Source organism: Arthrobacter sp. TMN-50 (genome assembly GCF_054511125.1).
Genome location: NZ_JBTNDG010000019.1, coordinates 1 through 25,679, shown reverse-complemented (window position 1 = coordinate 25,679; position 25,679 = coordinate 1). Strand labels below are relative to the sequence as shown.

At 65.2% G+C, this 25,679-nt stretch carries 25 protein-coding genes and 1 pseudogene; 16 read left to right on the top strand and 10 right to left on the bottom strand.

Features of this window, described 5'->3' with window-relative positions; all coding sequences use genetic code 11:
• The 5 genes from ACX80A_RS14405 to ACX80A_RS14385 all read left to right on the top strand — a co-directional run.
• A partial coding sequence (locus tag ACX80A_RS14405; RefSeq protein WP_459258843.1) for an integrase core domain-containing protein occupies positions 1-190 on the top strand: 190 nt, incomplete at its 5' end.
• Between the two features lie 9 nt (positions 191-199).
• Positions 200-865 (top strand): pyridoxine/pyridoxamine 5'-phosphate oxidase, encoded by a 666-nt coding sequence (locus tag ACX80A_RS14400; protein WP_459260451.1) that lies wholly within the window; start codon positions 200-202, stop codon positions 863-865.
• Positions 866-987: 122 nt separating this feature from the next.
• Positions 988-2,124, top strand: a complete 1,137-nt coding sequence (locus ACX80A_RS14395) for a glycosyltransferase family 4 protein (protein WP_459260450.1) — start codon at positions 988-990, stop codon at positions 2,122-2,124.
• A gap of 54 nt (positions 2,125-2,178) precedes the next feature.
• The gene (locus ACX80A_RS14390; RefSeq protein WP_459260449.1) at positions 2,179-3,018 is read left to right on the top strand and encodes an SGNH/GDSL hydrolase family protein; all 840 of its coding nucleotides are present in this window, start codon (positions 2,179-2,181) and stop codon (positions 3,016-3,018) included.
• Between the two features lie 175 nt (positions 3,019-3,193).
• Positions 3,194-4,150, top strand: a complete 957-nt coding sequence (locus ACX80A_RS14385; protein WP_459260452.1) for a ribose-phosphate diphosphokinase — start codon at positions 3,194-3,196, stop codon at positions 4,148-4,150.
• A gap of 21 nt (positions 4,151-4,171) precedes the next feature.
• Here ACX80A_RS14385 and ACX80A_RS14380 read toward each other — a convergent pair whose 3' ends face one another.
• Positions 4,172-4,912: a maleylpyruvate isomerase family mycothiol-dependent enzyme gene (locus ACX80A_RS14380; protein WP_459260448.1), complete on the bottom strand. Its 741-nt coding sequence runs from the start codon at positions 4,910-4,912 to the stop codon at positions 4,172-4,174.
• Between the two features lie 235 nt (positions 4,913-5,147).
• On the opposite strand from ACX80A_RS14380, the gene ACX80A_RS14375 reads away from it, so the two are divergent.
• On the top strand, positions 5,148-5,696 hold the full coding sequence (locus tag ACX80A_RS14375) for an acyl-CoA thioesterase (protein ID WP_459260447.1): 549 nt from the start codon (positions 5,148-5,150) through the stop codon (positions 5,694-5,696).
• Between the two features lie 76 nt (positions 5,697-5,772).
• On the opposite strand, the gene ACX80A_RS14370 is transcribed toward ACX80A_RS14375, so the two are convergent.
• Together ACX80A_RS14370 and ACX80A_RS14365 are read right to left on the bottom strand one after the other, a co-directional pair.
• Complete coding sequence (locus tag ACX80A_RS14370) at positions 5,773-7,749, bottom strand: acyl-CoA dehydrogenase family protein (protein WP_459260446.1); 1,977 nt, start codon at positions 7,747-7,749, stop codon at positions 5,773-5,775.
• 80 nt (positions 7,750-7,829) lie between these two features.
• On the bottom strand, positions 7,830-8,114 hold the full coding sequence (locus ACX80A_RS14365) for an acylphosphatase (RefSeq protein WP_459260445.1): 285 nt from the start codon (positions 8,112-8,114) through the stop codon (positions 7,830-7,832).
• 46 nt (positions 8,115-8,160) lie between these two features.
• On the opposite strand from ACX80A_RS14365, the gene malQ reads away from it, so the two are divergent.
• The 6 genes from malQ to ACX80A_RS14335 all read left to right on the top strand — a co-directional run bounded on the left by malQ (position 8,161) and on the right by ACX80A_RS14335 (position 14,838).
• On the top strand, positions 8,161-10,311 hold the full coding sequence (gene malQ / locus ACX80A_RS14360; RefSeq protein ID WP_459260444.1) for a 4-alpha-glucanotransferase: 2,151 nt from the start codon (positions 8,161-8,163) through the stop codon (positions 10,309-10,311).
• Positions 10,312-10,420: 109 nt separating this feature from the next.
• Positions 10,421-10,801, top strand: a complete 381-nt coding sequence (locus ACX80A_RS14355) for a DUF7793 family protein (protein WP_459260443.1) — start codon at positions 10,421-10,423, stop codon at positions 10,799-10,801.
• Positions 10,802-12,352 (top strand): putative bifunctional diguanylate cyclase/phosphodiesterase, encoded by a 1,551-nt coding sequence (locus ACX80A_RS14350; protein ID WP_459260442.1) that lies wholly within the window; start codon positions 10,802-10,804, stop codon positions 12,350-12,352.
• Positions 12,353-12,361: 9 nt separating this feature from the next.
• Positions 12,362-13,153: a class I SAM-dependent methyltransferase gene (locus tag ACX80A_RS14345; protein WP_459260441.1), complete on the top strand. Its 792-nt coding sequence runs from the start codon at positions 12,362-12,364 to the stop codon at positions 13,151-13,153.
• 175 nt (positions 13,154-13,328) lie between these two features.
• Positions 13,329-14,732 (top strand): OFA family MFS transporter, encoded by a 1,404-nt coding sequence (locus ACX80A_RS14340; protein ID WP_459260440.1) that lies wholly within the window; start codon positions 13,329-13,331, stop codon positions 14,730-14,732.
• Between the two features lies 1 nt (position 14,733).
• Positions 14,734-14,838 (top strand): MFS transporter small subunit, encoded by a 105-nt coding sequence (locus ACX80A_RS14335; RefSeq protein ID WP_442859227.1) that lies wholly within the window; start codon positions 14,734-14,736, stop codon positions 14,836-14,838.
• A gap of 111 nt (positions 14,839-14,949) precedes the next feature.
• Here ACX80A_RS14335 and ACX80A_RS14330 read toward each other — a convergent pair whose 3' ends face one another.
• On the bottom strand, positions 14,950-15,933 hold the full coding sequence (locus ACX80A_RS14330; RefSeq protein WP_459260439.1) for an aldo/keto reductase: 984 nt from the start codon (positions 15,931-15,933) through the stop codon (positions 14,950-14,952).
• Between the two features lie 83 nt (positions 15,934-16,016).
• On the opposite strand from ACX80A_RS14330, the gene ACX80A_RS14325 reads away from it, so the two are divergent.
• Positions 16,017-16,805 carry an SDR family oxidoreductase gene (locus tag ACX80A_RS14325; protein WP_459260438.1) on the top strand — a complete coding sequence of 263 codons (789 nt, stop codon included), beginning with the start codon at positions 16,017-16,019 and terminating at the stop codon, positions 16,803-16,805.
• A 10-nt stretch (positions 16,806-16,815) separates the two neighbouring features.
• On the opposite strand, the gene ACX80A_RS14320 is transcribed toward ACX80A_RS14325, so the two are convergent.
• Entirely contained in the window at positions 16,816-18,297 is a 1,482-nt protein-coding gene (locus ACX80A_RS14320) for a glyceraldehyde-3-phosphate dehydrogenase (RefSeq protein WP_459260437.1), read from the bottom strand.
• Between the two features lie 231 nt (positions 18,298-18,528).
• Between ACX80A_RS14320 and ACX80A_RS14315 the strand changes: the two are divergent.
• Together ACX80A_RS14315 and ACX80A_RS14310 are read left to right on the top strand one after the other, a co-directional pair.
• Positions 18,529-18,666, top strand: a pseudogene (locus tag ACX80A_RS14315) (amino acid-binding protein); the annotation flags it as partial.
• A gap of 62 nt (positions 18,667-18,728) precedes the next feature.
• Complete coding sequence (locus ACX80A_RS14310) at positions 18,729-19,685, top strand: acyl-CoA thioesterase (RefSeq protein ID WP_459260436.1); 957 nt, start codon at positions 18,729-18,731, stop codon at positions 19,683-19,685.
• Here the strand turns inward: ACX80A_RS14310 and ACX80A_RS14305 are convergent.
• From ACX80A_RS14305 to nirD, 5 genes are all read right to left on the bottom strand, one after another.
• The gene (locus ACX80A_RS14305) at positions 19,682-20,776 is read right to left on the bottom strand and encodes a thermonuclease family protein (protein ID WP_459260435.1); all 1,095 of its coding nucleotides are present in this window, start codon (positions 20,774-20,776) and stop codon (positions 19,682-19,684) included. The genes ACX80A_RS14310 and ACX80A_RS14305 overlap by 4 nt on opposite strands.
• Positions 20,777-20,903: 127 nt before the next feature.
• Complete coding sequence (locus ACX80A_RS14300; RefSeq protein ID WP_459260434.1) at positions 20,904-22,079, bottom strand: MFS transporter; 1,176 nt, start codon at positions 22,077-22,079, stop codon at positions 20,904-20,906.
• 7 nt (positions 22,080-22,086) lie between these two features.
• A complete protein-coding gene (locus tag ACX80A_RS14295; protein ID WP_459260433.1) occupies positions 22,087-22,821 on the bottom strand; it encodes a GntR family transcriptional regulator in 735 nt (244 codons plus the stop codon).
• A gap of 46 nt (positions 22,822-22,867) precedes the next feature.
• A complete protein-coding gene (locus tag ACX80A_RS14290) occupies positions 22,868-23,680 on the bottom strand; it encodes a sirohydrochlorin chelatase (RefSeq protein ID WP_459260432.1) in 813 nt (270 codons plus the stop codon).
• 42 nt (positions 23,681-23,722) lie between these two features.
• Positions 23,723-24,109, bottom strand: a complete 387-nt coding sequence (gene nirD / locus ACX80A_RS14285) for a nitrite reductase small subunit NirD (RefSeq protein WP_459260431.1) — start codon at positions 24,107-24,109, stop codon at positions 23,723-23,725.
• A gap of 227 nt (positions 24,110-24,336) precedes the next feature.
• Between nirD and ACX80A_RS14280 the strand changes: the two genes are divergently transcribed.
• A partial coding sequence (locus ACX80A_RS14280; RefSeq protein WP_459260430.1) for an NAD(P)/FAD-dependent oxidoreductase occupies positions 24,337-25,679 on the top strand: 1,343 nt, incomplete at its 3' end.

Here is a 25,679-nt window from a genome sequence, read left to right as displayed (position 1 = left end):
CAAGGTCGAACGCTATAACCGCACCATGGTCGAAGAATGGGCCTACGCGATGCCCTACAAGTCAGAAGCCGAGCGTGTTGCCGCGTTCCCGGCATGGCTCCACCACTACAATCATCACCGAGGCCACACCGCACTCAAAGGTCAACCACCAGCCAGCCGCGTCACCAACCTCTCAGGTCAATACACCTAGGCTGAGGACATGACTGAGTTCCCATTACTACGTGACCTCCTCCGTGGCTCCCCAGTGTTCCCCGATGACCTCCCGCACTTCGATCCCGGTGCAGCTCCCGGCTCACCGATCCACCTGTTCCTAGAGTGGCTGGCCGCGGCAAGTGACGCTGGCGTGACAGCCCCGCACGCAGTCACAGTGGCCACCGTGGACCAGGACGGGGTCCCCGATGCGCGAGTGGTGATCCTCAAGGACGTTAACGATCTCGGGTTCTCCTTCGCCACGAGCAGCGACAGCCCCAAAGGCCGCCAACTGTCGGCTTCGCCCGCAGCCGCGATGACCCTGTTCTGGCCGTCCGTGGGGCGTCAGATCCGGATCCGCGGCATCGTGCGGCCGGGCGGAGCGGAGGAGAACGACGCCGACTTTAGCCGCCGTCACCCGGTGGCTCGTGCGCTGGTCCTGGCTGGCGAGCAGAGCAGCGTACTTCGGAGCAGGGAGGAGTTGGACGACGCCGTCGCCGCCCAGCTGGAACGTCTGGAAGGTAATGGGCCGACGCCCGGTTCCGCCACCTGGACCGTTTACACGGTGGTTCCCGACACCGTCGAGTTCTGGCAGGCCGACCAGGAACGCCGGCACCTGCGGCTGAGGTACGCCCGGGATGGGGTTGGCTGGTCCCGCACCCTGCTCTGGCCGTAAAGCGCGCGGCGTGTTTGTTCAGCGACTGGCCACTGCAGGCATCCCCAGGTGTTCACCGGGACGTCGGATATTGGCCACTCGGATGTCATCATGAGCCAACCGGGGGGTGCCACGGTGGGGGTGTGAGGATCGTGATTGTTGCCGAAACATTCCTGCCCGCCGTGAACGGGGTAACCCATTCCGTCCAAAAGATGCTGGAGCACTTCGCATCCAGGGGTGATGAGGTGCTGGTGATAGCACCCTCCGGTGCAGGCGGAGCTGAGCCGATGGGCGGAAGAAGAGTACGCATCCATCGTCTGCCCGCCGTTCCCTTGGCGGGGTACGGGAGCGTCCGGGTAGCCCTTGGCGGTGTGGCCAGGGTGCGCAATATCCTTGCCGACTTCGCCCCCGACATCATTCATCTGGCGTCCCCGTTCGAGCTGGGGTGGCGGGCGGTGCGGGCCGCCGAGCAACTGGGCATCCCGGTGGTCGCCGTCTACCAGACCGATGTCCCCGGGTATGCGGCACGATACGGGGTACCGTTCCTCGCCAACTGGGCCTGGCAGCGGGTGGAAAACATCCATGCAGGGGCGGTCAGGACGCTTGCCCCTTCCACCTCCGCGGTGGACCAGTTGCGAGGGCATGGGATTCCTCGAGTCCACCTGTGGCGCAGGGGCGTTGATACGCGGCGGTTTCACCCCCGGCACCGTGACGGCACACTCCGGACCGCATTGGCTCCGGGTGGGGAGCGGCTGATCGGGTATGTGGGCCGGCTTGCCGCCGAAAAGCAGGTGGAAGACTTGCGGGTGCTGGCGGACATCGAGAATACCCGGCTGGTGATCATCGGCGACGGGCCCCTGCGTGGCGCACTCGAAGAGGCGTTGCCCACGGCAGTCTTCACCGGGTTTCTCGGCGGTGCCGATCTCGCCGCAGCGGTGGCAAGCCTGGACCTCTTTGTGCACCCCGGTGAGCTTGAAACCTTCTGCCAGACCATTCAAGAGGCAATGGCGTCCGGCATACCGGTGGTCGCGACAGGTCGCGGCGGACCCGTTGACCTCGTCGATGTGTCACGGACCGGCTGGCTCTATCCTCCGGGCGACCTCGCCCAGCTACGCCGACACGCGGTGGACCTGATGGGTGATGACGCCAAACGGCAGGCCTTCGCCGACGCGGCCTTCGCCAGCGTCCAGGGTCGCACCTGGCCCGTGCTGTGCGAGTTGCTGGTGCAGCACTACGAAGAAGTCATTGAGGAACATGCGCTGCTTCGCCTCCGAAACTGAGACTGAAACAGCTACTCGAAATGGGATCCAGGGTGGAGCGGCCTCCTGCCCGGCGTGAGTGAGCGCGGGCCTCTCTTCGTTGCGCTGGGGGATTCGTTCACGGAGGGCGTGGGGGATACCAACAGGCACCTGCCCAACGGGGTGCGCGGCTGGGCGGATCGGGTGGCCGAAAAAATGGCCAAGGATCAGCCGGGGTGGGAATACGCCAACCTCGCGGTCCGCAGCAAACGGCTGCGCCAGATTGCCGCCGAGCAGTTGGAGCCCGCCTTGGCCCTGCGCCCTACTCTGATCACTCTTTATGCTGGCGGCAACGACATTCTCGACGCGGGCACGTCGGTGCCTCATCTTCTGGAAGCCTACGAGGACCTGGTGGCGCCCCTCGCCGCGACCGGTGCCAGGTTGCTGCTGTTCACCGGGTATGACGTCAACGTCTCACCCGCCCTCCGGCTGCTCCGGAAACGCCACCAATTTTATAACGACGGCGTCCGCCGCATTGCCGACCGGTACGGAGCGGAACTGGTGGACTACTGGGCCTTTGACGCCTATGAGGATCGGCGGATGTGGGGCCCGGACCGTCTGCACATGTCGAAGGCCGGCCACAAATACATGGCGGCCCGGGTGCTTGACCTCCTCGAGGTGCAGCATTCGGTGAAGCTTAAAGACTGGGAGCCAGCGACGCCGAGAACCTTCAGGGAGTGGGAACTCGCCCAACGCCGGTGGGTCCATGACTGGTTGCTGCCGTTGGCGGGCCGGAAAATCCGGCGGGTCACCCTGGGGGACAACCTTCCGCCCCGCTGGCCCAACCCGGTGGTGGTGCCACCGAAGGGCGGGTTGCGCCGCTTAGTGAAGGAGCAGGGCCTTCCGGCAGTGCCGGGGGTTCATGACGACCGTTAACCGGCTCCGATGATCAGCATGGGTTTGTTCTCCTGGCATTAGACGTCATTGTCGGTTCGGTTGGGCTCCGAACCGGCACCCACGTTACTTCACGGAGATCCGCGGGGAGTCAATCTGTACGACAATGGGTGCACAGCACGATCCCCACCAACTGCCGTGGAAAGGTAAGCCGTTGATCAAAGAGATCGCCGTTTTCAGTGGACAAGCAAGTGGGGGTTTCGCTGAGGAGATTTGCGGGCACCTACGTGTTCCACTGCTCCCCTCCCGGTTACAGCGCTTCGCCAACGACTGCCTTGAGGTGCAGCTGCTCGAGAACTGTCGGGAACGTGACGTGTTCATCCTGCAGCCGCTGGTCAAGCCCGTTCAGGAGAACCTGATGGAGCTTCTCATGATGATCGACGCCGCCCGAGGGGCCTCCGCGGGTCGCATCACGGCCGTGATGCCGCACTATTCGTACGCGCGTTCCGACAAGAAGGATGCACCGCGCATCTCCATCGGCGGCAAGCTGGTGGCCGATCTTCTCACCACCGCTGGCGCATCCCGGGTCCTCACCATGACCCTGCACGCACCACAGGTGCAGGCATTCTTCGGCGTTCCCGTGGATCAGCTGCACGCGCTCCGCGAACTCGCCGCCCACTTCCAGGGCCTGGACCTGAGCAACACCATCGTGGTCTCCCCGGACCTCGGCAACGCGAAGGCTGCGACGGCGTTCTCCCGGCTGCTGGGTACCCCGGTAGCCGCGGGGGCGAAGGAACGCTTCGAGAATGACCGGGTGCAGATTACGTCGATCATTGGCGATGTCAGAGACAAGGACATTGTGGTGCTTGACGACGAAATCGCCAACGGCAGCACCGTCCTGGAACTCCTTGATCACCTGGCGAAGATGGGGGCACGGAAGGCGCGGGTGGTCTGCACTCACGGCATCTTCTCGAATGGGGCCGTTGAGCGCATTGCCGAGCGCGATGACGTCATCGAGGTGTTGTGCACCAATACCGTCCCAATCGGCGCGGAGAAGGCCCACCCGAAACTGAAGGTGATCTCGGTTGCCAATGCCTTCGCCGAAGCGATCCGCCGCATCCACACCGGCGAATCGGTGAGTGCACTCTTTCAGTCCGAGGACATCCGGGTCTAGGCGCAGGGGCGGCCTGACGTTCTAGGTGGCAGAGGCCAGACGCCGTCGTAATTCGTCGGCAGCGGCGCTCGGCGGGGCTCCCTCCGGCAGCGGGCCCCGGCCCCACAGCCAGAGCAGCAGCTCTGACGGGCGGCCGCTGACCTGGGCGTCGGCCCGGTCGCTGACCTGGCGCTCCAGGATGACCGTTTCCTTGTCGATGGCAAGGGTCCAGGCGAGTCCAGCACTTCGCAGGGTGACCGTGGCGCCAGTGGCTTCGTCGTCGGGTTTGCTGCGAACGAGCATCACGGTGAGGATCTCGTCGATACCGGCCGTAGCGAGGTCGGGGTCGATCGGCGAGGCAATACCCAGCGCCGATTCGAGGTCGTACCGGTGGATTGACGTCTCGTGGGCCAGCCTGCGGATCCAGAACCCCACAGTCTGGTCATCTTTGATCCAGGTGAACGCAGGATCCTTCGGCGAGCGGGAGTCGAACTGCTCCGTTAGGCGTCCGTAGCACTGCTGCAGGGCGTGCACGGGCTCCAGTTGGGTGAGCTCGGCTGGCGGCCAGGTGCCGGTGGGTTTGGCTCCGGTGCGGATGGACTCGGCTTTGTGGAGGTAAACCACCGCCGTGTGGCGCAGCAGCTCCTCGACGGTCCAGCCGGGGCAGGCGGGCACCACAGCTGTAAGCGCGGATGGTGCCAGCTCGACCATGCGGGAGTGGTCGCGGGATAAGCGTTCACGGTATTGGTCGAAGGTCAGGGCGTACGGATACGGAGCTGTCATCCCCCGAGTCTAGGCACATCTCGTGGGGAAGGCTGTGAGCTCCGATGCTCGGGAACAGTGGCGGCGTCAACCCAATCACGGCCGCTGCCCCGACGGTGATCAATCCGGACACCGGGGGTGGAAGTAGACATTTGGGTGCGACATTTCCATCCCAGGGGTCCAGAGTGGCCACCATCTGAGAGTCAGACCCAGATTCGCTTGCTTCCCGGATGTTACTCACCGGTAATATGGGGGCATGCATCTTCTGTTGAGGACCCTGTTGACCCTCTTCCTCTCCCGGCGCCGCCCGGCGCTGAGCATCTGGGGCGAGTCGTCGTTATCGCTTCGCGTGCTGCCCACCGACATCGACGTCGCCATGCATGTCAATAACGGCATGTATTTCTCACTGATGGACCTGGGGCGGTTCGACCTGATGATCCGCAGCGGTACCTGGTCCCTGATGCGCCGTAGGGGGTGGAGCCCAGTGGCCAATGGCGAGACGATCAGCTTCCGCAAGTCCCTGACCCTCGGTCAGCAATACTCTATCGAGACCCGCATCATCGGGTTCGACGAGCGCGCCATCTACTTCGAGCAGCGCATGGTCAGCGACGGCGAAATTTATGCCAAGGCTGTGATCGCCACTCGGCTGGTCTCCAAAAAGGGGCCAGTCAGCAATGAGGACATTTTCGCCGCGCTAGGCCAGCCCCCTGCTGACCTGGTCCTGCCGGAATGGATCCACGAATGGCGCCTGAACAACTCTCTCCCCAGCACCCGCCGACCCGCTCCGCATGTCTGGGTCCGCTAACCAGCGGTCTGCCCGGCGCTTACAGGGCTGCAGCGTCAGCGCCGCGATAGAAGCAGGCGCCCGGTAGGAGCAAGGGTCAGCGGTAGCTTCGGTGCAGGTTCTCCCGGGTGGAGGGCCCGTGCGGAGACGGGGCAATCCAGGGCCCGGTTCCTTCTGACGGGTCGAGAATTCCCTTTTCCAGCCAGGTATACCGGCCGTCGAGGACGCGTTTTGATAGACCCTGATCGGACGAGTCAGTATTACTCCACAGGCCGGTAAACAGCTGACCGATCCGTCCTCGCGCCTGCAGACAGAAGGCCTCCGCCAGTTCGTAGGCGGCGGACCCGGCAGCGGGATCCGTGGTCCTCAACAACTCGGCGCGGCTGCAGACCGCAGACATGGCAAAGAGTTCAGCCCCGATGTCCACAATCCGGCCGAGGAACACCTGCTTGTACTCAAGGTTCGCCTGCCACCGCCCCATTCCCAGGAAGGTATTGCGGGCGAGCCGCCGGGAGGACCGCTCGATAAACCGCAGGTGCCGGGCCAGTCGCCCAAACTCGCTGTACGCCACGGGATTCATCCCCTGGCCGGCCACCAACTTCGGCAGCCAGCGGGCATAGAATCCGCTCGCACCGACTGCGGCCTTGGCTTTGGCTGCGAGGTCAGCGTCCGACGACGCCAGGTCACCGGCCGCCGACAGGTGCGCGTCGACTGCCTCCCTGGCAATGAGCAGGTGCATGATTTCGGTGGACCCTTCGAAGATTCGGTTGATCCGCAGGTCACGCAGCAACTGCTCGGCGGCGACGGCCCGCTCGCCCCGGGCGGCGAGTGAGGCTGCGGTCTCATAGCCGCGACCGCCTCGGACCTGCACCAGCTCGTCCGCCACCCGGCACGCCATCTCGCTGGACCAGAGCTTCGCCAAAGCCGCTTCGATGCGGACGTCCTTTTGGCCACTGTCGGCCAACCCGGCAGACAGCTCAAACACGGCCTCAAGGGCAAACGCGGTGGCCCCAATGAACGCGATTTTCTGCCCTACGGCCTCGTGCTGGCCCACCGGGTGGCCCCACTGGACCCGAGCGTTGGACCATTCACGGGAGATTTTTAGCGACCATTTGCCAGCAGCGGCGCAGATGGCGGGGATGGACAACCTGCCGGTGTTCAGTGTGGTCAGGGCGATCTTCAGGCCCTGCCCCTCACGGCCCAGTCGGTTGGCCGCGGGTACTCTGACGTCGTCGAACCGGGTGACGCCATTCTCGATGCCTCGCAGCCCCATGAAGGTATTCCGGTTCTCCACGGTGATGCCCGGTGAGTCGGCTTCCACCACGAACGCCGAAATGCCGCCCTTGCCGCCCGCATGAGCAGGCACTCTGGCCATCACCACCACGAGTTCGGCGATCACCCCGTTGGTGGTCCAGAGCTTGCTGCCGTTGATGGTGTAGGTGGCACCGTCGTCGTCGAGCGTCGCGGTCACCCCCATGCGCGCGGGATCCGAACCGACGTCGGCCTCGGTGAGGAGAAACGCTGTGACCGCACCCGCAGCACACCGGGGGAGATACCGCTGTTTCTGTTCCGGGGTTCCGAAGACTCTGACCGGCTCGGGGACGCCGATGGACTGATGCGCCGAGATGAGGGCACCGATGCTGGGATGGACCGAACTCAGGAGCATGAGCGCCCGGCCGTAGTAGGTCAGGGACAGGCCAAGGCCGCCGTATTCCTTGGGAATTTTCATGCCGAACACGCCGAGGGCAGCGAACCCGCTGAGGTATTCGTCGGGGATTTGCGCCTCGCGTTCAATCCTGCTGCCGTCGAGGGTGGCGGCGTAGTCTGTCAGCCCCTTGATGAATGCGTCGCCTTTCTCCTGCTCTGCTGCGAGGGGGCGCGGGTGCGGATGCACCAATCCGAGGTCGAAGCTGCCAAGGTACAGGCCTTTGGCGAAGCTGGGGCGCGTCCATTCGGTTTCGCGGGCCGCCTCAGCGACCTCACGGGCTCGGCGCTGGGTGACTGGTGGCTCGTCTCCCGGATCGGTCGGCGCCGCACGGGTTACCTCGGACTGTGACTGTGGTTCGGCACTCATGGCTGCCCCCTTGCAACACGGGTCGGCCGCGGGCCGGTGACCCTGATGAAACTGTGCCCTCATGCTACTCCCCGGCCGGTTTATCCGGTTCTGAAGTCCTGAAAATCCCCGGTCGGCTCGCCGTAGGACGCGTCGACGTCGTCCACCCACCCCGGGGCTGCTGCCGACGAAAGCCACCGAGCCAGCGCACGAACGGCACCGTCGGTACCCTCGGCAATGATCAGGACAGACCCATCCGCCTGATTCGTGGCGCGGCCGGTCAGGGCCAACCTGCGGGCTTGTTCGCGGGCGCAGTAGCGGAACCCCACGCCCTGCACGGTCCCGGTAACCGTTGCCGTGAGCCGGACCTGCGGCTGTCCATCCATCTGACCAGCGTAGCGAAGCACTCCCAGACCCCCTAGATTTGAAGGTATGCCAGACACAGAAACACAGCGACCACCCGAGCCTGAGCTGCTGCTCCGCCTCGCCGAAGCCCATCACGTCGGTACCGCCTTCCGCGGCTGGGACGGACAGGAGGAGAGTGTCAGCGCTCAGACGCTGATGAAGGTGCTCACCGCCCTGGGGGTGGCCTGCGAATCGGACGATGACGCGGCACGGTCGCTGCACGAGGCCGAGACCGCGTCCTGGCGGCAGACGTTGCCGCCGGTGGTCGTGGGGCGTCAGGCGGTCGTCCAGGATGTCCCCATCACCGTGCCGGCCGGGAGTCGTCCCCGGATCCGCCTGATGCTGGAAGATGGCGGGCAGCGCGACCTTGAGCCCGCGGGGTCGCCGGTGGAGCGGTCCGAAATTGACGGCATCCCATTCGAACGACTGCGCCTCACCCTTCCCGGGGACCTGCCGCTGGGCTGGCACGCGCTGCACGCCGGGCTGCCCGACGGCGACGACGCCCAGTGCACGCTCGTCGTCACCCCGCAGCAGCTGAATACCACCGCACGTCTGAGCCGGACCTGGGGGCTGATGGCCCAGCTGTACTCGGTGCGGTCCGCTGACTCCTGGGGGATCGGGGACATCGCGGACCTGAGGCAGCTCGCCGAATTTTCGGCCAGCAGGGGTGCCGGTTTTGTCCTCATCAACCCGCTGCACGCAGCCGAGCCCACCCCGCCGGTCGAACCGTCACCGTACCTGCCGTCGACTCGGCGGTTCTTCAATCCGCTTTATCTCCGGGTGGAGGACGTACCCGAGTTTGCCAGCCTGTCCGGACCCGCGAGAGAGGCCGTGGAGCAGGACGCAACCATTCTGCGGGAAGCCAACCACCACGCGGACATCCTGGACCGGGACATCAGCTACGCCGCTAAGCTCAGTGCGCTGGAAGCCATCCACCGGGTGCCCCTGAACGCCGCCCGGCAACGCCGCTTCGAGGAGTTCTGCAGTCAGGAGGGAGCCGGTCTGCAGGACTTCGCCCTGTGGTGTGCGCTCGCCGAAACCCTCGCCCCGGGCGCCCCTGAATGGGATGACCCTTCCTACGTTGACGCGAGGCGGGACCAGCTAACGGACCGGATTGAATTCCATCTCTGGCTGCAATGGCTCTGCGACGAGCAACTTGCCGTCGCCCAGCAGGGTGCACTGGATGCCGGGATGGGCATCGGGATCATCCACGATCTGGCCGTGGGCGTGCACGCCCACGGCTCCGATGCCTGGTCGCTGCGTGGTGTCCTGGCCGACGGAATCAGCGTCGGCGCGCCACCGGACATGTTCAACCAGCAGGGCCAGAACTGGAGTCAGCCGCCGTGGCATCCGGGTCGGCTCGCCGAATCCGGGTACACGGCGTACCGGGACATGCTGCGCACCGTCCTTAAACATGCTGGCGGGATGCGGGTCGACCACATCCTCGGTCTGTTCCGTCTCTGGTGGATCCCCGAGGGCGGGGGATCCGGCGATGGCACCTACGTCTATTACGATCATGAAGCTCTGATCGGGATACTGGCCCTTGAAGCGCAGCGGGCTGGCGCCGTCGTCATTGGTGAGGATCTCGGCGTGTTTGAGCCAGGGGTGCAGGATTACCTCGCCGAACGCGGCATTCTAGGTACCTCGATTTTGTGGTTCGAGCACGACGACGGCGGCCCCAAACGTCCCGAAACCTACCGTCAGGCATGCCTGACCAGCGTCACTACCCACGACCTGCCGCCATCCGCCGGGTACCTGGCCGGCGAACACGTTGACCTGCGGGAATCTCTCGGCCTGCTCAACCGTCCGGTGGAGGAGGAGCGTTTTGCCGACACCGCTGCCCAGGAGTCGGTGTTGTCCCTGGTCCGGTCGGTGACCCGGCCAGCAGCCGAGGGAGAGGCGGACACGACGACAGACAGTGTTGAGGCGACGGTAGAGGCGCTCCACGAGTTCATCGTGGAGACTCCCTCGGTGCTGCTTGGCGTCGCGTTGACCGACGCGGTGGGGGAGCGGCGCACCCAGAACCAGCCGGGGACCAGGGACGAGTACCCCAACTGGCGGATCCCGTTAGCTGGACCTGATGGCCACGCGGTTTTGATCGGGGACCTGCCAGGCAACGAGCGGTTTGCCGCACTCGCCAGGGTGATGAGCGCCGGGATCCCGGGCGGTGCCGACTGATAGCGGGCGGAGCCCGCCGGGGTCCTATGCTGTACCCATGGCCTCAGTCGGATTAGCTTCCACTGCATACCCGCGCCGCCGGGCATGCGGAACTGCGCGGTGATCTTCAGTGGGTGAGGCAGGGCCGGACGGGATTGACGGCATCGATGCCACCCTGGTGCTGGGCCCAGACAATATTTTGCGGCTGCGATGGGCGCGGGGAATATCCATCGCGGAAAAAGATGCTCGTGTCGCCATGACGCAGGTCAACGACCTGTGTGCCGGGACCAGCCACCCCATGCTCGTCGACATGGCCACCACCAAGGCGGTCAGCCGGGGAGCGCGGACCGTCTTTGGCCTGCCGTGCTCAGCGTCAAGGATTGCGTTGCTCGGCTCGTCACAGGTGGATAAGGTGATCGCCAACTTCATTCTGGGGGTCAGCACCCTCCCGTGCCCCACCCGATTCTTCACCGCCGAATCGGCGGCTCTCGAGTGGTTACGGGAGGGATAATTGGCCGAGGAATTCCCAGACCAGCGGCTGGACGCTCTCGTTGAGGGAATTGTCCGACTCTCGTCCGGCGACCTCTCCGCCAGGATGAAAATATCACCTGCACGGGATTCGATGGACGCCGTCATCAACGGGGTGAACCTGCTGGCCGAGGAACTCGAGGTCCTCTATAAAGAGTTGGAGCAACGGGTACGGGACCGCACCGCTCGCCTGCATGCCGCCCAGGTTGAACTGGAGCGGATGGCGATGTACGACAACCTCACCGGCCTGCCGAATCGCACCTTGCTGCGTCGTAGGATCGACGACGAAACACTCGCCGCAACGCTGGGAGCACTGCCGCCGGCGCTAATCTTGCTTGATCTCGACGAGTTCAAGGCCGTCAACGACAGCCTCGGTCACTCCGCCGGAGACCACGTCCTCATTGAAGTTGGGCGTCGGCTCACGTCGACCGTGCGCGAATCCGACACCGTGGCCCGGCTGGGCGGCGATGAATTTGCCGTGTTGCTGCCGCAGACCACCGATCAGGAGGCGTCCGCCATCGCCGGGCGAGCCCTTGATGCGCTGCGCCCCGAAATGATCGTCTCGGATACCAGCATCCGCACGTTGGCGAGCATCGGTGTGCGGTGCGGTCAGTCCGGACTCAACGGTGAAGACATGTTGCGCGACGCCGACACCGCCATGTATGACGCCAAAAACCGGGGCCGGGGAAACGTCCAGGTGTTCCATCCCGCCATGCTGCAGGCCACCTTCGACCGGTTCAGGACCCTTGAGGAACTCCGCCGCGCCGTTGCCTCGGGGGAGCTCAGGGTGCATTACCAGCCGGTGGTATCGCTCGCCACCTCAGCGATTGTCGGAGCTGAGGCGCTGGTCCGCTGGCAGCATCCGGAGCGCGGGTTGCTTCACCCGGAGGATTTCATGGGAATGGCTGAGGAGAGCGGGCTGGTCCTGGACATCGGCGAGTGGATGATAGCCGCAGTCGTCACTCAACTCGGCGACTGGCGGGAAATGCTCGACGGCAGGGACTTCTCCATGCGGGTCAATCTCTCTGCCAGCGAGAGCAGAACCCCCTGCCTAGTGGGCTTCATCGACCGGACCCTCGCCGATCACAGGGTTTCCGCCTCACGGCTCATCCTGGAGATCACCGAGACCTCGATCATGACCGACCAGGCCGCCAGTACGAAAAATCTGGGCGGGCTGCGGGCGCTCGGCGTCGGTGTCGAAATCGACGACTTCGGCACCGGCTACTCGTCAATCAGCTACCTCCGAAAGCTTCCCGCCCAGGCAGTGAAAATGGACAGCTCATTGATCGAGGACATTGCCACCGATCCTCTGCAACTGAAGTTTGTGGGTGCAGTCCTGCACCTCATCGAGGCCGCGGGCCTCGTCTCAGTGGCTGAGGGCATCGAAACCCCGGATCAGGCCAGGCTCCTCACCGAGATGGGCTGCATCTACGGTCAGGGATATCTTTTCGGACGACCAACCGACGCGGCGACGATGGCGGATCTGCTCCGTACGGAACCGGTCACGCCGGGCGTCGACCGGCGAAAGGATTAGTGTCGACGGGTGTCCTCGGCCCTGAAGAAGTATCTACTGCTGCCAGCTATCATCAGGCTTTCCTCAGAGGTGCCCAAAGACAGGAATGTCGCCTGGGCGGGCTACTGGGATCGGATCACTAAAACCGGAGCCGACGGCGATGTGCTGTGGGACGCTGGTGGTGACCACGAGTTCACCAGTTACCTCCCTGCCCTGCTCCGCACCCTGAACCCTGCACTGCCGGTCGTCGACGTCGGGTCAGGCCACGGGAGCTTCACCCGGCTGCTGGCAGCCCACTTCCCGCGCGCCTCCGGCGTGGACGTTGCGCCAAGCGCTACCTCCCGTGCCCTCGCCGAGTCAGCGAAGGTGCCCGGCGTGGATTTCCGCACCCTGGATTGCGCGGCAACGGGAGCGGGCGACCTGCTCGCAGCCGAGCTAGGGAATTCCAACGTGTTTATCCGAGGCGTGTTCCATGTTCTGGACCCGACGTCGCGAGCCGCCCTTGCAGCCAATCTGCTACCCCTGGTGGGGGCCGAGGGGAGGGTTTTCCTGATCGAAACAAACTACCGGGGCAATTCGCTGGGCTACATTGCCCGCCTTGGTGCAACTCCTGGGCAGATCCCCAGACCCCTGAAGCTGGCGATAAAAGGTTTGCCCAAGCCGGGTCACTTCGGTCCAGAAGAGCGCCAGGCCGCGTTCGACGACGACGCGTGGGTGGTGCTCGAGGACGGCGCGGTGACCATTGACGCGGTCGCTATGCGCGAAGAAGGGCTGCCCGAGCCGATCCCGGGATACTACGCGGCCCTCGCGCCCCGGCGCTAACTAGGCGGCGGGCCTCAAGGAGGCGACCGCTTATCTCATCAGGACTACCGTTCGTCGCCAGCTGGGATCTTCGCCTAGCATGGGGAGGTTGAGTACTGAAAACTAAATTCCACGTAGCGTTAGTAGCCGCCGTCCTGGCTGCTCCCTCACGCTCTTCGTGACGAAGGAGTTATTGATGAGTTGGCTTGCCCGAGAACACACCATCGCCCCGCCCGGGTACAACCGCTGGCTGATTCCCCCGGCCGCATTGGCCGTACACCTGTGCATCGGTCAGGCGTACGCCACCAGCGTCTACAAGAACGCTCTGGTTGAGCACTTCGATGCCAGCCTGACCCAGATCGGCGTAATCTTCTCCATTGCCATTGTGATGCTGGGCCTGTCCGCTGCCGTGATGGGGACCTGGGTAGACAAGAACGGCCCCCGCATGGCGATGTTCACCTCGGCGCTGTTTTGGACCAGTGGGTTCCTCATCGGTTCACTCGGCATCTTCACCAACCAGCTGTGGCTCGTCTACTTGGGCTACGGCTTTGTCGGCGGCATCGGCCTGGGCATCGGCTATATTTCGCCGGTCTCCACCCTGATCAAATGGTTCCCGGACCGGCCAGGCCTGGCCACGGGTATGGCCATTATGGGCTTCGGCGGCGGCGCACTGATCGCCAGCCCGCTATCCACCCAACTGCTGCGGATGTATGACCCCAACTCAAACACCGAAGGCTGGGTTGCCAGCGGCGAAGCGGTGGGCATGCTCTTCCTCACCCTCGCAGCGATTTACCTCGTCTACATGATGTTCGGTGCGTTCACCATCAAGGTTCCGGCCGCTGACTGGAAGCCCGACGGATTCGACCCGTCCACGCTGAAGGCTAAGCCTCTCGTCACCTCCGACAACGTTTCAGCGAAGAACGCTATCAAGACCAAGCAGTTTTGGCTGGTCTGGATTGTGCTCTTCTGTAACGTCACCGCCGGTATCGGCATCCTCGAGCAGGCCTCGCCCATGATTCAGGACTTCTTCCGCGGATCAGATGGCACCACGGCAATCACTGTCGCCATCGCCGGCGGGTTTGTGGGTCTCCTCTCGATCGGCAACATGGCGGGCCGCTTTGTCTGGTCCTCGACCTCCGACATTATTGGCCGGAAGCGCATCTACATGGTCTACCTGGGCGTCGGTGCCCTGCTATACGCCACGCTGGCGCTTGCCGGAGCGGGCACCACTGTCCTCTTCGTATTCCTGGCCTTCTTCATTATTTCCTTCTACGGCGGTGGATTCGCCACTGTCCCGGCGTACCTGCGCGACCTGTTCGGTACCTTCCAGGTTGGTGCCATCCACGGCCGTCTGCTGACCGCCTGGTCGGCTGCGGGCATTGCCGGACCACTGATCATCAATGGTTTCCTTGACGCCCAGGGCACGCCCGGTGAGCTCACCGCCGCCGCCTACCAGCCGGCGCTGCTGACCATGGTCGGCCTGTTGATTGTCGGGTTCATCGCCAACTTGATGATCACCCCGGTCGACTCGAAGTTCCACGAACCAAAGACGAAGCCCACCACCGGGACGTCTACTAAAGCACCCGCTATGGAGGCATGAGATGAAGGCAGCAAGCACCACGTTCGTATGGGCACTTGTGGTTGTGCCATTGGCCTACGGCGTCTTCCAGACCCTGACCCGCGTGTCGGCACTGTTCGGCGCGTGAGAATCGGTCTGTCGAAGGACAGCTACTAGAAGTACCGCACAGAACAGCGGCCCCCATCCCGGACGGGTGGGGGCCGCTGCGGTTAACCGGTCGGGATGCGCGGCCGGGTGTTTACCAGCGCGGGTGGATTGCTTCCCGGAAGTGGCGATTGTAGATGTCGCGGACGCCGTCGTTCAGTCCAGCGCCCAGTCCGTCCGTGTCGGCTGCTGCGGCGTTGGCACGGGCCTGGTCCACGGTGCGGGCGCCGGGGATAACGGTACTGACACCATCCTGGGCCACGATCCAGGCGATGGCCGCTTGGGCGGTGGTGACGCCGTCGGGAACCAGTGCCTCGAACTCCTTCACTGCGGCAAGGCCGGTGGAGAAGTCCACGCCGGAGAAGGTTTCGCCGACGTCGAAGGCTGCTCCGGTGCGGTTGTAGTTCCGGTGATCGTTCTCGGCGAACGTGGTGTCGGTCGAGTATTTGCCGGAGAGCAGCCCCGAGGCGAGCGGTACCCGCGCAATGATGCCGACGCCCGCCGCTTTAGCCGCCGGAAGCACCTCGTCCAGGGGTTTGAGGCGGAAGGCGTTGAGGATGATCTGGATGGAGGCGATGGTGCCGTGCTCCAGGGCAGCAAGTGCTTCGTCGGTGCGTTCAACGCTGACACCGTAGTGACGGATGGCTCCTTCGCTGACCAGGGTATCGAGGGCGTCGTAGACTTCAGCGTCGGAGTAAACCGACGACGGCGGGCAGTGCAACTGGACCAGGTCTAGGGTGTCCACCCGGAGGTTGGTGCGGGACCGGTCGACCCACTGGCGGAAGTTGGCCAGCGTGTAATTCTCCGGCACCTGCTCCACTCGGCGGCCCATCTTGGTGGCGACGGTCACGTCAACACCAGGGTTATCAGCGAGGAAGGCACCGATAGTCTGTTCGCTGCGGCCATCGCCGTACACGTCGGCGGTGTCGAAGAAGGTGATGCCCGAGTCGACGGCGGTGTGGAGGATGGCCATCGAGTCCTTCGGATCGACGTCTCCCCAGTCGGCGCCGAGCTGCCAGGTGCCCAGCCCCACCGTTGAAATGGAGCGTGCAGTTTTGCCAAGAGTTCGTTGTTCCATTCTTCGACTCTAGCCAGCTGAGCCCCCTCACGCGATTGGTGGCTCTGCTGGCCCGCCACGTCCGGCTGGCGTAGCCTTGGGCCATGTCGCGGATAATCGTAGTCGGGGGTACCGGTCTGGTAGGTCACCAGGTGGTGGATGAGTGCGTCAGGCGTGGCCACCAGACGCGGTCGGTCAGCCGCCATGCCCCTGCCCCACATTCCCTGCGCTGGGTGTCTGGGGCCGAGTACGTTCAGGCCGATGTGACAGCCGGCGAGGGGTTGGCCCAGGCGTTGGACGGCGCGGATGTAGTCATCGATGTCCTGGACGGCCGCTTGGGGCGGGGCTTGCGGGCGCTCGACGACGGGGCACTGAACCTGCTCACCGTGGCCCGCGAAGCCGGTGTGGGACGGGCCGTGCTGCTGTCCATCGTCAATGCCGACCGCGCGGCGTTCCCGTACTACCGGGCCAAGGTGCGCCAGGAAAAGATTTATCAGAACTCGGCAGTCCCGTCGGTGGTGGTGCGTGCCACGCAGTTCCACAATTTTGTCACCGCCGTATTCGACGGCGCGGGTAAGGTCAGGTTGCTCCCCGTCCTGAAGGGTGCAGCGTTCCAGCCGATCGCCGTCGAGGATGTGGCGGGGGCGCTCGTCGACGCGGGAACGCACGAGCCTGCACCCACCGGCATCATCAACGTCGGCGGTCCGCAAGTTCTTGAGATGGCCGAGCTGGCCCGGATCTACCGTGAGGTCACCGGAGCAACTGGCAGGCTGGTCACCGTGCCGTTACCCGGCGCGTTAGGGCAGTTTTTCGGCAGCGGCGACAATTTGGCCCGCGATAATCCCGTGAAGGGGCTGACCTACGAAGACTGGCTCCGCCACCGTACGGGCTGAGCGGAAGGCGTTAGACCGCCGAGTACCTCACTGTGGCGGGCACGGGTTCCTTGGCCGGGAACGACGGCGGATTGACGCCAGCCATTTCCTCCATCACCCGGACGACCTGGCAGCTGTACCCGAATTCGTTGTCGTACCAGACGTAGAGGACCAGGTTGGTGCCGTTGGCGATGGTCGCGAGACCGTCGACGATCCCCGCCCGGCGGGAGCCCACAAAGTCGGTGGAGACGACGTCGGGCGAGTCAATGTAGTCGACCTGTTTGCGCAGGTCGGAGTGCAACGAGGTCTCCCGGAGGTACGTATTAACGTCGTCTTTGGTGGTGCCATCGGCCAGGGTCAGGTTGAGGATGGCGATGGACACGTCGGGGGTCGGCACGCGGATGGAACTGCCCGTCAGTTTGCCCTCCAGCTCGGGCAGCGCCTTCGCGACGGCCTTCGCCGCACCGGTCTCGGTGATGACCATGTTCAATGCCGCCGACCGGCCGCGCCGGTCGCCCTGGTGGAAGTTGTCGATCAGGTTCTGGTCATTGGTGAACGAGTGTACGGTTTCCACGTGACCGTGCACCACACCGAACCGATCGTTGATGGCCTTCAGCACGGGGGTGATGGCGTTGGTGGTGCAGGACGCCGCGGTAACGATCTGGTCCGTGGGCAGGATGGTGTTGTGGTTGATGCCATGCACAATGTTCTTTAGCGGACCCTTGCCCGGCGCTGTCAGGAGCACCCGGGCGATGCCCTCGCTCTGCAGGTGCTGCGAGAGCCCCTCGGCGTCGCGCCAGCGGCCCGTATTGTCCACCAGCAGTGCGTCCTTGATGCCGTAGGCGGTGTAGTCGACGGTGGCTGGATCATTCGAGTAGATCACCTGGATGTGCACGCCGTTGGCGGTGATCGTGTTGGTTTTCTCGTCGATCCGGATGGTGCCTTCGAAGCTGCCGTGCACTGAGTCGCGGCGAAGCAGGCTCGCTCGTTTCATCAGGTCATTGTCGGCACCCTTGCGGACCACAATGGCGCGCAGCCGCAGCCCGTGGCCGCCGCCAGCCTTCTCGATCAGAAGGCGGGCAACCAGGCGGCCGATGCGCCCAAATCCGTACAGGACCACGTCGGTGCTGGTGCGTTCGTCGGCCCCGCGCTTGTCGACGACGTCGGCCAGTTCCATCCGGAGGAAGTCTGCCAGGGAGGCACCGTCGCCGTCGGACTTGAACTTCTGGGTGAGCCGGGCGATATCAATCGCCGCAGCGCCAAGATCAAGGTCCACCAGGGTGCGCAGGAGCGGTGCAGTTTCCTCCAGGAAGAGCTCCTCCTTGCTGATCCGGCGGGCAAACCGGTGCGCTTTGAGGATATTCATGGCTGACTTGTTGATGAGGCTGCGGCCGTGAATGCTGATCACCACGTTGTTCTCGCGGTACAGCCGCCCGATAACGGGGATCATTCCCTCCGCTAGAGCCTCTCGGCTCATCCAGGTGTCAAGGCATTCCGATGGGTCACGGTGCACTGTTAATCCCTTCTGCCGCTGGGTTCTTCCAGCGTGATGAGCGGCCAGCCGCCGGCCCGGTCGAACCGGGTCTGACACCGCTGGCTCATTTGCGCGGTCCGCCCGGACGACGGCGTCGGGGGCTTCGTTGATGCGCGGGTAGTGTGCCAAGAATATCGTTACTCAGCATTTGGCGGTAAATGGTCGCGACGACGCCACGCATACGAAACTGCCGGCCTGCATGCTGGAGCCATGACGCGACCCCTGTCCCATGCGGCGACGGCCGATTTAATCTGCGATTCGTGCGGCCAACTCCCCGAACCGGGAAAGACGAGGGTGACACTGGCCAACGTGGCGGTCATGCTGCCCATCGAACTCTTGGTGCACGCCGGCGGTGAAATCTAGCCGCGACACATAGTCCGCTGTGGCGGATGGTGCGGGATACTGGCTCAATGACTCGGATCAACTCGGTGACCCTGCGTTTCCTCGCCGCCCCTACTGACCTTGGGCACAGCGGATCCGTCGACGCAGGCACGGTGCTGGAGTGGGTGGATAAGGCCGCGTACGCTGCCGCCGTCGGGTGGGCGAAGTCCTATTGCGTCACCGCGTACGTCGGCAACATCCACTTTGCCGACCCGGTCAACGTGGGGGACATGGTGGAGGTGGAGTCGACCATCGTGTACACCGGACGGTCGTCGCTGCACATCCAGACCGTGGTGTCCTCGGGCGACGTCAAGGGCAATAGTGCCTCCATGCGCAGTCAGTGCCTGGTGATCTTCGTGGCGGTGGGGGAGGATGGCAAGCCCGTTCCGGTCCCGCCGTACGAACCGTCAAGCCCCGACGAGATCAGCCGTCGGGACGCGGCGAAGGCCAGGATTGCTGTGCGCGAGGAAATCGTCGAGGCTATGCGCGGGCAGGTCTACACCGAAGAGGGCACCGCGGAGCGGGTGACCCTGCGCTTCCTTGCCGCGCCTACCGATGTGAACTGGGGTGGGAAGGTGCACGGCGGCACAGTGATGGACTGGATCGACGAGGCTGCCTACGTCTGCTCGGCACGGTACTGCGGCCAGGATACCGTGGCGGTTTTCTCGGGCGGGGTGCGGTTCTACCGGCCGCTACTGATCGGGGACGTAGTGGAAGTGGAGGCCAGGTTGGTCTACACGGGCAACAAGGGCATGCACATCGCTGTGCACGTCCGATCGGGCAAACCGACCGAGGACGAAATGCACCTGACGACCTACTGCCTCACCGTGATGGTAGCCAGGGACTCGGCCGGCACAGCTGTAGCCGTCCCGGGGTGGATTCCCCGGTCCGAGGAGGACCGCCGGCTGGAAGCACATGCGCGTGAGCTGCTGGAAATCCGGGGGCGCGCGCCGGGGAACCGGCTGCCGGACCACCTGACCATTTAGGGGCACGGCTTCCAGGTTTTCCCGCCGGGGGCATAACACCGGGGCCCGGTATAACCCGGGAAGGGGTCCTGGACAGCTGGTGGGGGCTGCACAACGGGAAGAGCAGGCTGCGGAGCCGGCGGAACATAGGGCTGCGGAGCCTGCGGGGGGTACGGGGCAGGCAGGTTTCGGAGGCGTTCCCGTTCCCCCGCAGCCAGCCGTTCCGCTTCTACCGCTGCGGATTCGGCGGCGAACCGCTCAGCTTCGGCCCGCTCAGTGGCCTCCCTTCGTTCCTGCTCCGCCACACGAACTGCTTCCACTTTCTTCGCTGTGGCGTCTTCCTTGGCCTCTGCTTCCTCAGCCTCAAGCGTCTCAGCTTCGGCTTTGACGGAATCGAGTCTTGATTGTCCGGAGTCGATCGTGGCCGACAGCCCGGAAAGGAGAGCAACCCCGGCCGCCGTCGATTGAGCGAACCAACGCACAGACTGTTCGCCGGTTTTCAGGGCACCATGCAGGGCCTTGGCTGAGGCCAGTGCCGCGGCAAGGCTCCCAACAGCTGCCGCCGCTGCTGCAGCAGTTGCTCCGGCAGGTTGCTCCCTGGCTTCGGTGACGGCCGCGGTAGCCCGCTCGATTTCGGCAGGGATTGTGCACTCTGCGGCTGGGTCATAGAGGCCCGTTTCGTTGGCCGTGACCTCAGCCTGTGCGGCTCGAACGACGTCGAAATACTTGCTGTTCGGTTCGAACAGAACGGCAATGCCCAGCCCCTGGCGGGCGATCTCCGCATTGACCAACGTGCCGCCTTCCAGGGCGACGGCGGCAAGCACACGGTCGTATTGGTCGGTCATTTCGACGTCGAAATCCAGGCCCACCGGAGTTCCTGGAGGGAGGGTGCGTTCGAGAAACGCTGTCGACTCAGGGCCGAGGCATTCGATTGCCTTATCGGGGTGCTTCGTTTCGGGAGTGTCGACGTTGAGCAGCCGGACTGTCTGGTCCTCGTTCTCGAAGTTGATCACCAGCGTGTCGCCGTCGATGATCCGTACCGCCTCGCCGGTTTGGGCGTCTGCGCGAGTGGTACCGCACCCCGCCACCCCCGCGATTACAGACGCCGCCAAAACTATTGCCGTTAAAAATCGAAGCCGCTTCCGAGCGAAGAGGGCCGAGGACGAGCTTGTTCCCTGCATTTATTCCCCATAGAGCTGATCCTGAAAACGCGACTGATGATTGATCATAGCCAGCTCTTCAGGACCGCGCGGCGGCCAGCACTCCAAGGGTGGCCACCCCAGCCATGGCCAATGCCATCGCCGGATACCCGCCCAGAAGCCCGGCAAGAAGTGGTCCTGCCGCGGGCGCGAACGCCCCCACCGCCGTCACCGGCGCGACGAAAACGCCCTGCACGGCACCGAAGTTCGCCGTGCCCCACCGGTCCGCGACGGCTGTCGCCTGCAGCAGCGTGACGCACCCGCGGACCGCGCCGGCCAGTACGGTCACACCGATGAGGGCGAACGCCGGACCGGGCAACAGGCCCAACAGCCACAGGCAGATCGCCCCGCCCGCCAAGAGGAGCACGGCCCGCCGCACCGGGTTGGCCCGGCCGGGCAGCACACTGAAGAATAGTCTTCCCACCACCTGGCCCACCCCGATCAGACTGAACGCGAGCACCGCCGTCCGGTAGTCAAAGCCCCGTTCCAGCAGGAGCGGGATCAGGTTGAAGGTCACAGCGAAGAGGGCCAGGGTTGCCGCGGCGACCGCCACCTGCAGCATGATGAACTGGCGGCTGCGGGTGGTCGCCCGGACGCCCCGTGTGACTGCCTGCCGCGACTGGGGCGGTGACGGCACCGTCCAATGCGCGTTGAGGAAGAACCAGTGCAGAGGGATAGTAATCACAGCGAGCGCACAGGCAAGGACCAGATAGGCGGACCGCCACCCCACGCTCTCGATCAACAGCGCCGTCAAGGGGGCATAGATGGGGGAGGCGAACCCGGCCACCAGCGTCAGCGTGGTCAGCGCCCGAACCCGAGCCGGTCCGTACCAGCGGGTCAGCACCACAAACGCCGGCTGGTAGAACACGGCGGCCTGCGCCAGACCCGCTACCAGCCACGCAGCAATAAAGACGAGGAGGTTCGGTGCGGTCGCCACCAGGAGGAGGGCCGCGACCCCGATCAGGCTGCCGGTCACCATCAGCCGGCGCGGCCCACGCTGGTCCAACAACCGGCCCACCCAGATCCCCACCACGGCAGAGACGATCAGCCCGGCGGAGAAGGCAGCGGTAATCGCAGCAGCACTCCACCCGGTGTCGTCCGCGATCGGCACCACGGCCACCGGCAGCGAGTAGTACAACAAGCCCCAGCTCGTGGTCTGCGAAATGCACATCGCTGCCAGACCGCCACGGGGACGGCGTTCCACTAGATCGGCCATCAGATTATCAGCCAGCCTGGCCGGTCACGGGATCAACCAGGTCTCCCCAGAGCGAAAGGTCACTGCCATCGGGGGCCTCCCGCAGGAGCAGCCTTCCGGTGGATTCAAGGTGGCGGCGCATCGCGGAACCTGCGGCCGCGGGGTCGCCGTCGTCGATGGCGTCGAGGATGGGCCGGTGCTCACGATAAACATCCTCCAGGGAACGGGATTTCCTGATCGTGGAAGCGCCGACCAACCGGGTGGCGTCGCGCAAGTTCTCGATGATCCGGGCGGCGTGGGCGTTGCCGGCGAGGTCCAGCAGTAACCCATGCAGTCGCTGGTCGTGCAGCATGAACGCGGATTCGTCGCAGGCGAGGACCGCCACCTGCATCGCTGAGTGTTCGTCATGCAACGCGGCGCGATCGGCGTCAGCGGCACGTACCGCCGCCCGCTCGGCTGCGGGCACTTCCAAAGCAAGCCGGACGGCGATGATCTCGGTCAGATCCCGGGCTCCCGGCAGCACCACCCGGAAACCACGGTTACGCTCGAAGGCCACCATCCCGGTTTCCGCCAGCCGGAGCAGCGCCTCCCGGACGGGGCTGCGGGAAACGCCCAGCTCATCGGCCAGCCGGTAGACGGAATACAGCTCACCGGGGACGAAGCTGCCGTTCCGGATGCCCTCGCGCACGGCCTCAATGGTCCGGTCGGTCAGGGACGGCGGCCGTGCGGCGGGGACGCGGGCGTCGTCGGCGGCGGGTGACATGAGTCCAAGAGTAATGGGAGCAGAGCCGGCTGGTGCGCGGGCCGCGTCAGACCGCCTGCGCCAGCCCGCTCCTGACACACGTCGCCACGCGCGCCCGACACGGTCGGAGGCATGGGCTTGTGTCCGGCTGCGACCCGTTGAACAAGCGGGCGACGGCGGCGTCGTACCGTGAGAGCGCGATCTCAGCGATCACTGGGCTCGGAAGCAGGGGAGCGCTGACGACGTCGGCCCCGGCTTTCGTCAGCTGGTCATGGAAAAACCCGGGCGCCAGGAGGTAGGAGGCCAGCGCCACCGGTGATGACGGGGTGCCTTCGCGGAAGATTGCCACGGCGTCAGGCACGGACGGCGAGGCTTTCGCGCCGAACCCGGGACGCACCGGGCCAGCCCTGAGTTCCGCCAGGCTCGCCTGAACCTCGGCGACGTCCTCGGCAGCGCAGGCGTCGGAGGAGCCTGCTGCGGACAGGACGACGTCGTCGCCCTCGGCCACACCGGCTTCTACCAATCGCTGGTGCAGCACCTGCGCCAGGCGTGGGTCCGGGCCCAGCGGAAGCGCCGATACTGTCCCGGGCCGGCTTGCCGCTGCCCGGGCAATGTCCACTTTCACGTGATACCCGACCGACAGCAGCAACGGCACAATCACGGCGGGACGGCTCGGAGGAAGCGCGGCGACGACGTCCACAAGGTCGGGATCCTGCACGTCAACGTAGGCCTCAAGAACGTCAAGCTCAGGACGCAGCGCAGAGATCCCGGCGCGGACCGCGTTGATCTCTCGTCGCCCCTGGGCGTTGTCCGTACCGTGCGCGCAGGCGATGAGAACCGGTGCGCCCACGTCGGTCAGCTGCGAAGTCATGCCAGCCATTGAAGCATTGATTGATTCACTGGTTAAACCATTGCCGCCCACTCAGGCGGGAAATCCGACCTCCATGAACAGTTCCACCACCCCATTGACGCACCGCACCGGATACGCCCCGAGTCCAACGCCCCCGGAGATCGACGCGCCGGTGGCCAGGTCGTACACCTCCTTGTGAAGGGGCGAGGCGACCGTCGGAGCGGCACCACGGGACCCGACGATGCCGCGGGCCATCACGGTCGCGCCCGTTCGTGGATCGATATTCCCGACGGCGTGGAGACGGTCTCCGGGCAGGCGGAACAAAGCAACCTGCACCGTTCCGATGAGCGCCGCCTCGCCCCAGCACTCCTCGAGGTCGTCGAGACGGCAGACCTGTTCCCAGGCCAGCCCGGCGGGAGTCTCCGAGGGGGCGGGACGGTGCAGGGTGAGCTCGGTCATGGCGTTCTCCTCAATGGCGGGTGATGCACTGGGACCAACGCTAGGCCGCGGACATGTCGCCCAGGTCCCGGGGTCGTTGCGGCCGCGTAACAACCACCTCACAGGTCATCCGGTGTCCCGTGAACCGATTGTTAACGTGGCGATACATCGACGACACACAAGCGACATTCCTCCCTCATACTCTGGAACCAGAGACGGGACCGCCCGGTCCTGACGGAAGGCCCCACATGAGTGAGACCCGATCATCCCGGCCCGCTGAGGGTGCCACACCACCGCAGGAGCGGCGCATCGTCGTCATCGGCGGTGGCCCAGCGGCGCACCGTTTCGTTGAAGCGCTCTGGCGGCGTGGCACTGACGGCCTGCACCTCACCGTTCTGACGGAGGAGGTCCACGCCCCGTATGACCGGGTGGCGCTGAGCCGACGACTGATCGACGACGTCGACCTCAGCCTCGGCGAATCCATTATGTGGCGTGAGCCCGCCATCGCACTTGTTACCGGTGAGCGCGCCGTCCATCTGGACCTTGACGCCCAGTGCGTCACCGGCGCCTCCGGCACGCGGTACCCGTACGACGACGTCGTCTTCGCTACGGGATCGGAAGCGGTCCGACTGCCACTGCCGGGCGGCGAGCACGCAGCGGTGTACCGCACGGTCGACGACATGCTGTGGCTCCGCTCGGAGACGGCCCGGCTCGCCGCCGATCTCGGGAGGGCGCCGCGCGCCGTCGTCATCGGCGGTGGCCTCCTCGGCCTTGAAGCTGCGGGAGGCCTCCAGCAACTCGGCGCTGAATCGACCGTCGTGAACAGGGCAGGGTGGCTGATGAACGCGCAGCTCGACCAGGGCGGCGGCCAAGCGCTCGGGCGCCTCATCGCCGGGAAAGGGCTGGGGATCAACTGCGGTGGCGCACCGACCGCCATCACCACTGACGACGCCGGCCGGGTCACCGGCGTCACCCTGAGCGATGGCACCGTCCTCCCCGCCGATCTGGTGGTTTTCTCGGTCGGCATCCGGCCCCGTGATGAGCTTGCGCGCGAGGCCGGCCTCGACGTGGCACCCCGCGGGGGGATCGTCATCAGCGACGCCTGCAAGACGGCTCGGCCTGGCGTCTGGGCGATCGGAGAGGTGGCCAGTTTCGAGGGGGTCAGCATGGGGCTGGTCGCGCCGGCGAACGCGATGGCCGAGGTCTGCGCCGATGGCATCCTGGGCGGGCTGTCCACTTTCCCCGGCTTCGACACCGCGACCAAGCTGAAGCTCTCCGGCGTCGAGGTCGCGAGTTTCGGGGACGCGCTCGCGGAGACGGAGGGCAGCCTCGAGATTGTCTACGCCGACCCCGCCCGGGGGCTCTACCAGAAGCTCGTGGTCACTGACGATGCGCGGACCCTGCTCGGCGGCATCTTTGTCGGGGACGCAGCGCCCTATTCGGCGCTGCGTCCGCTGCTCGGCCGCGAACTTCCCGCCGAGCCGGGCGCCTACCTTGCCTCGTCGGGGGGGCCCTATCAAACCTACCCCCAGATTGCCTACCGACACACCCCTTCCCTCCTTCCCCCCCCCCCCCCCAAGGGGATTTCCCC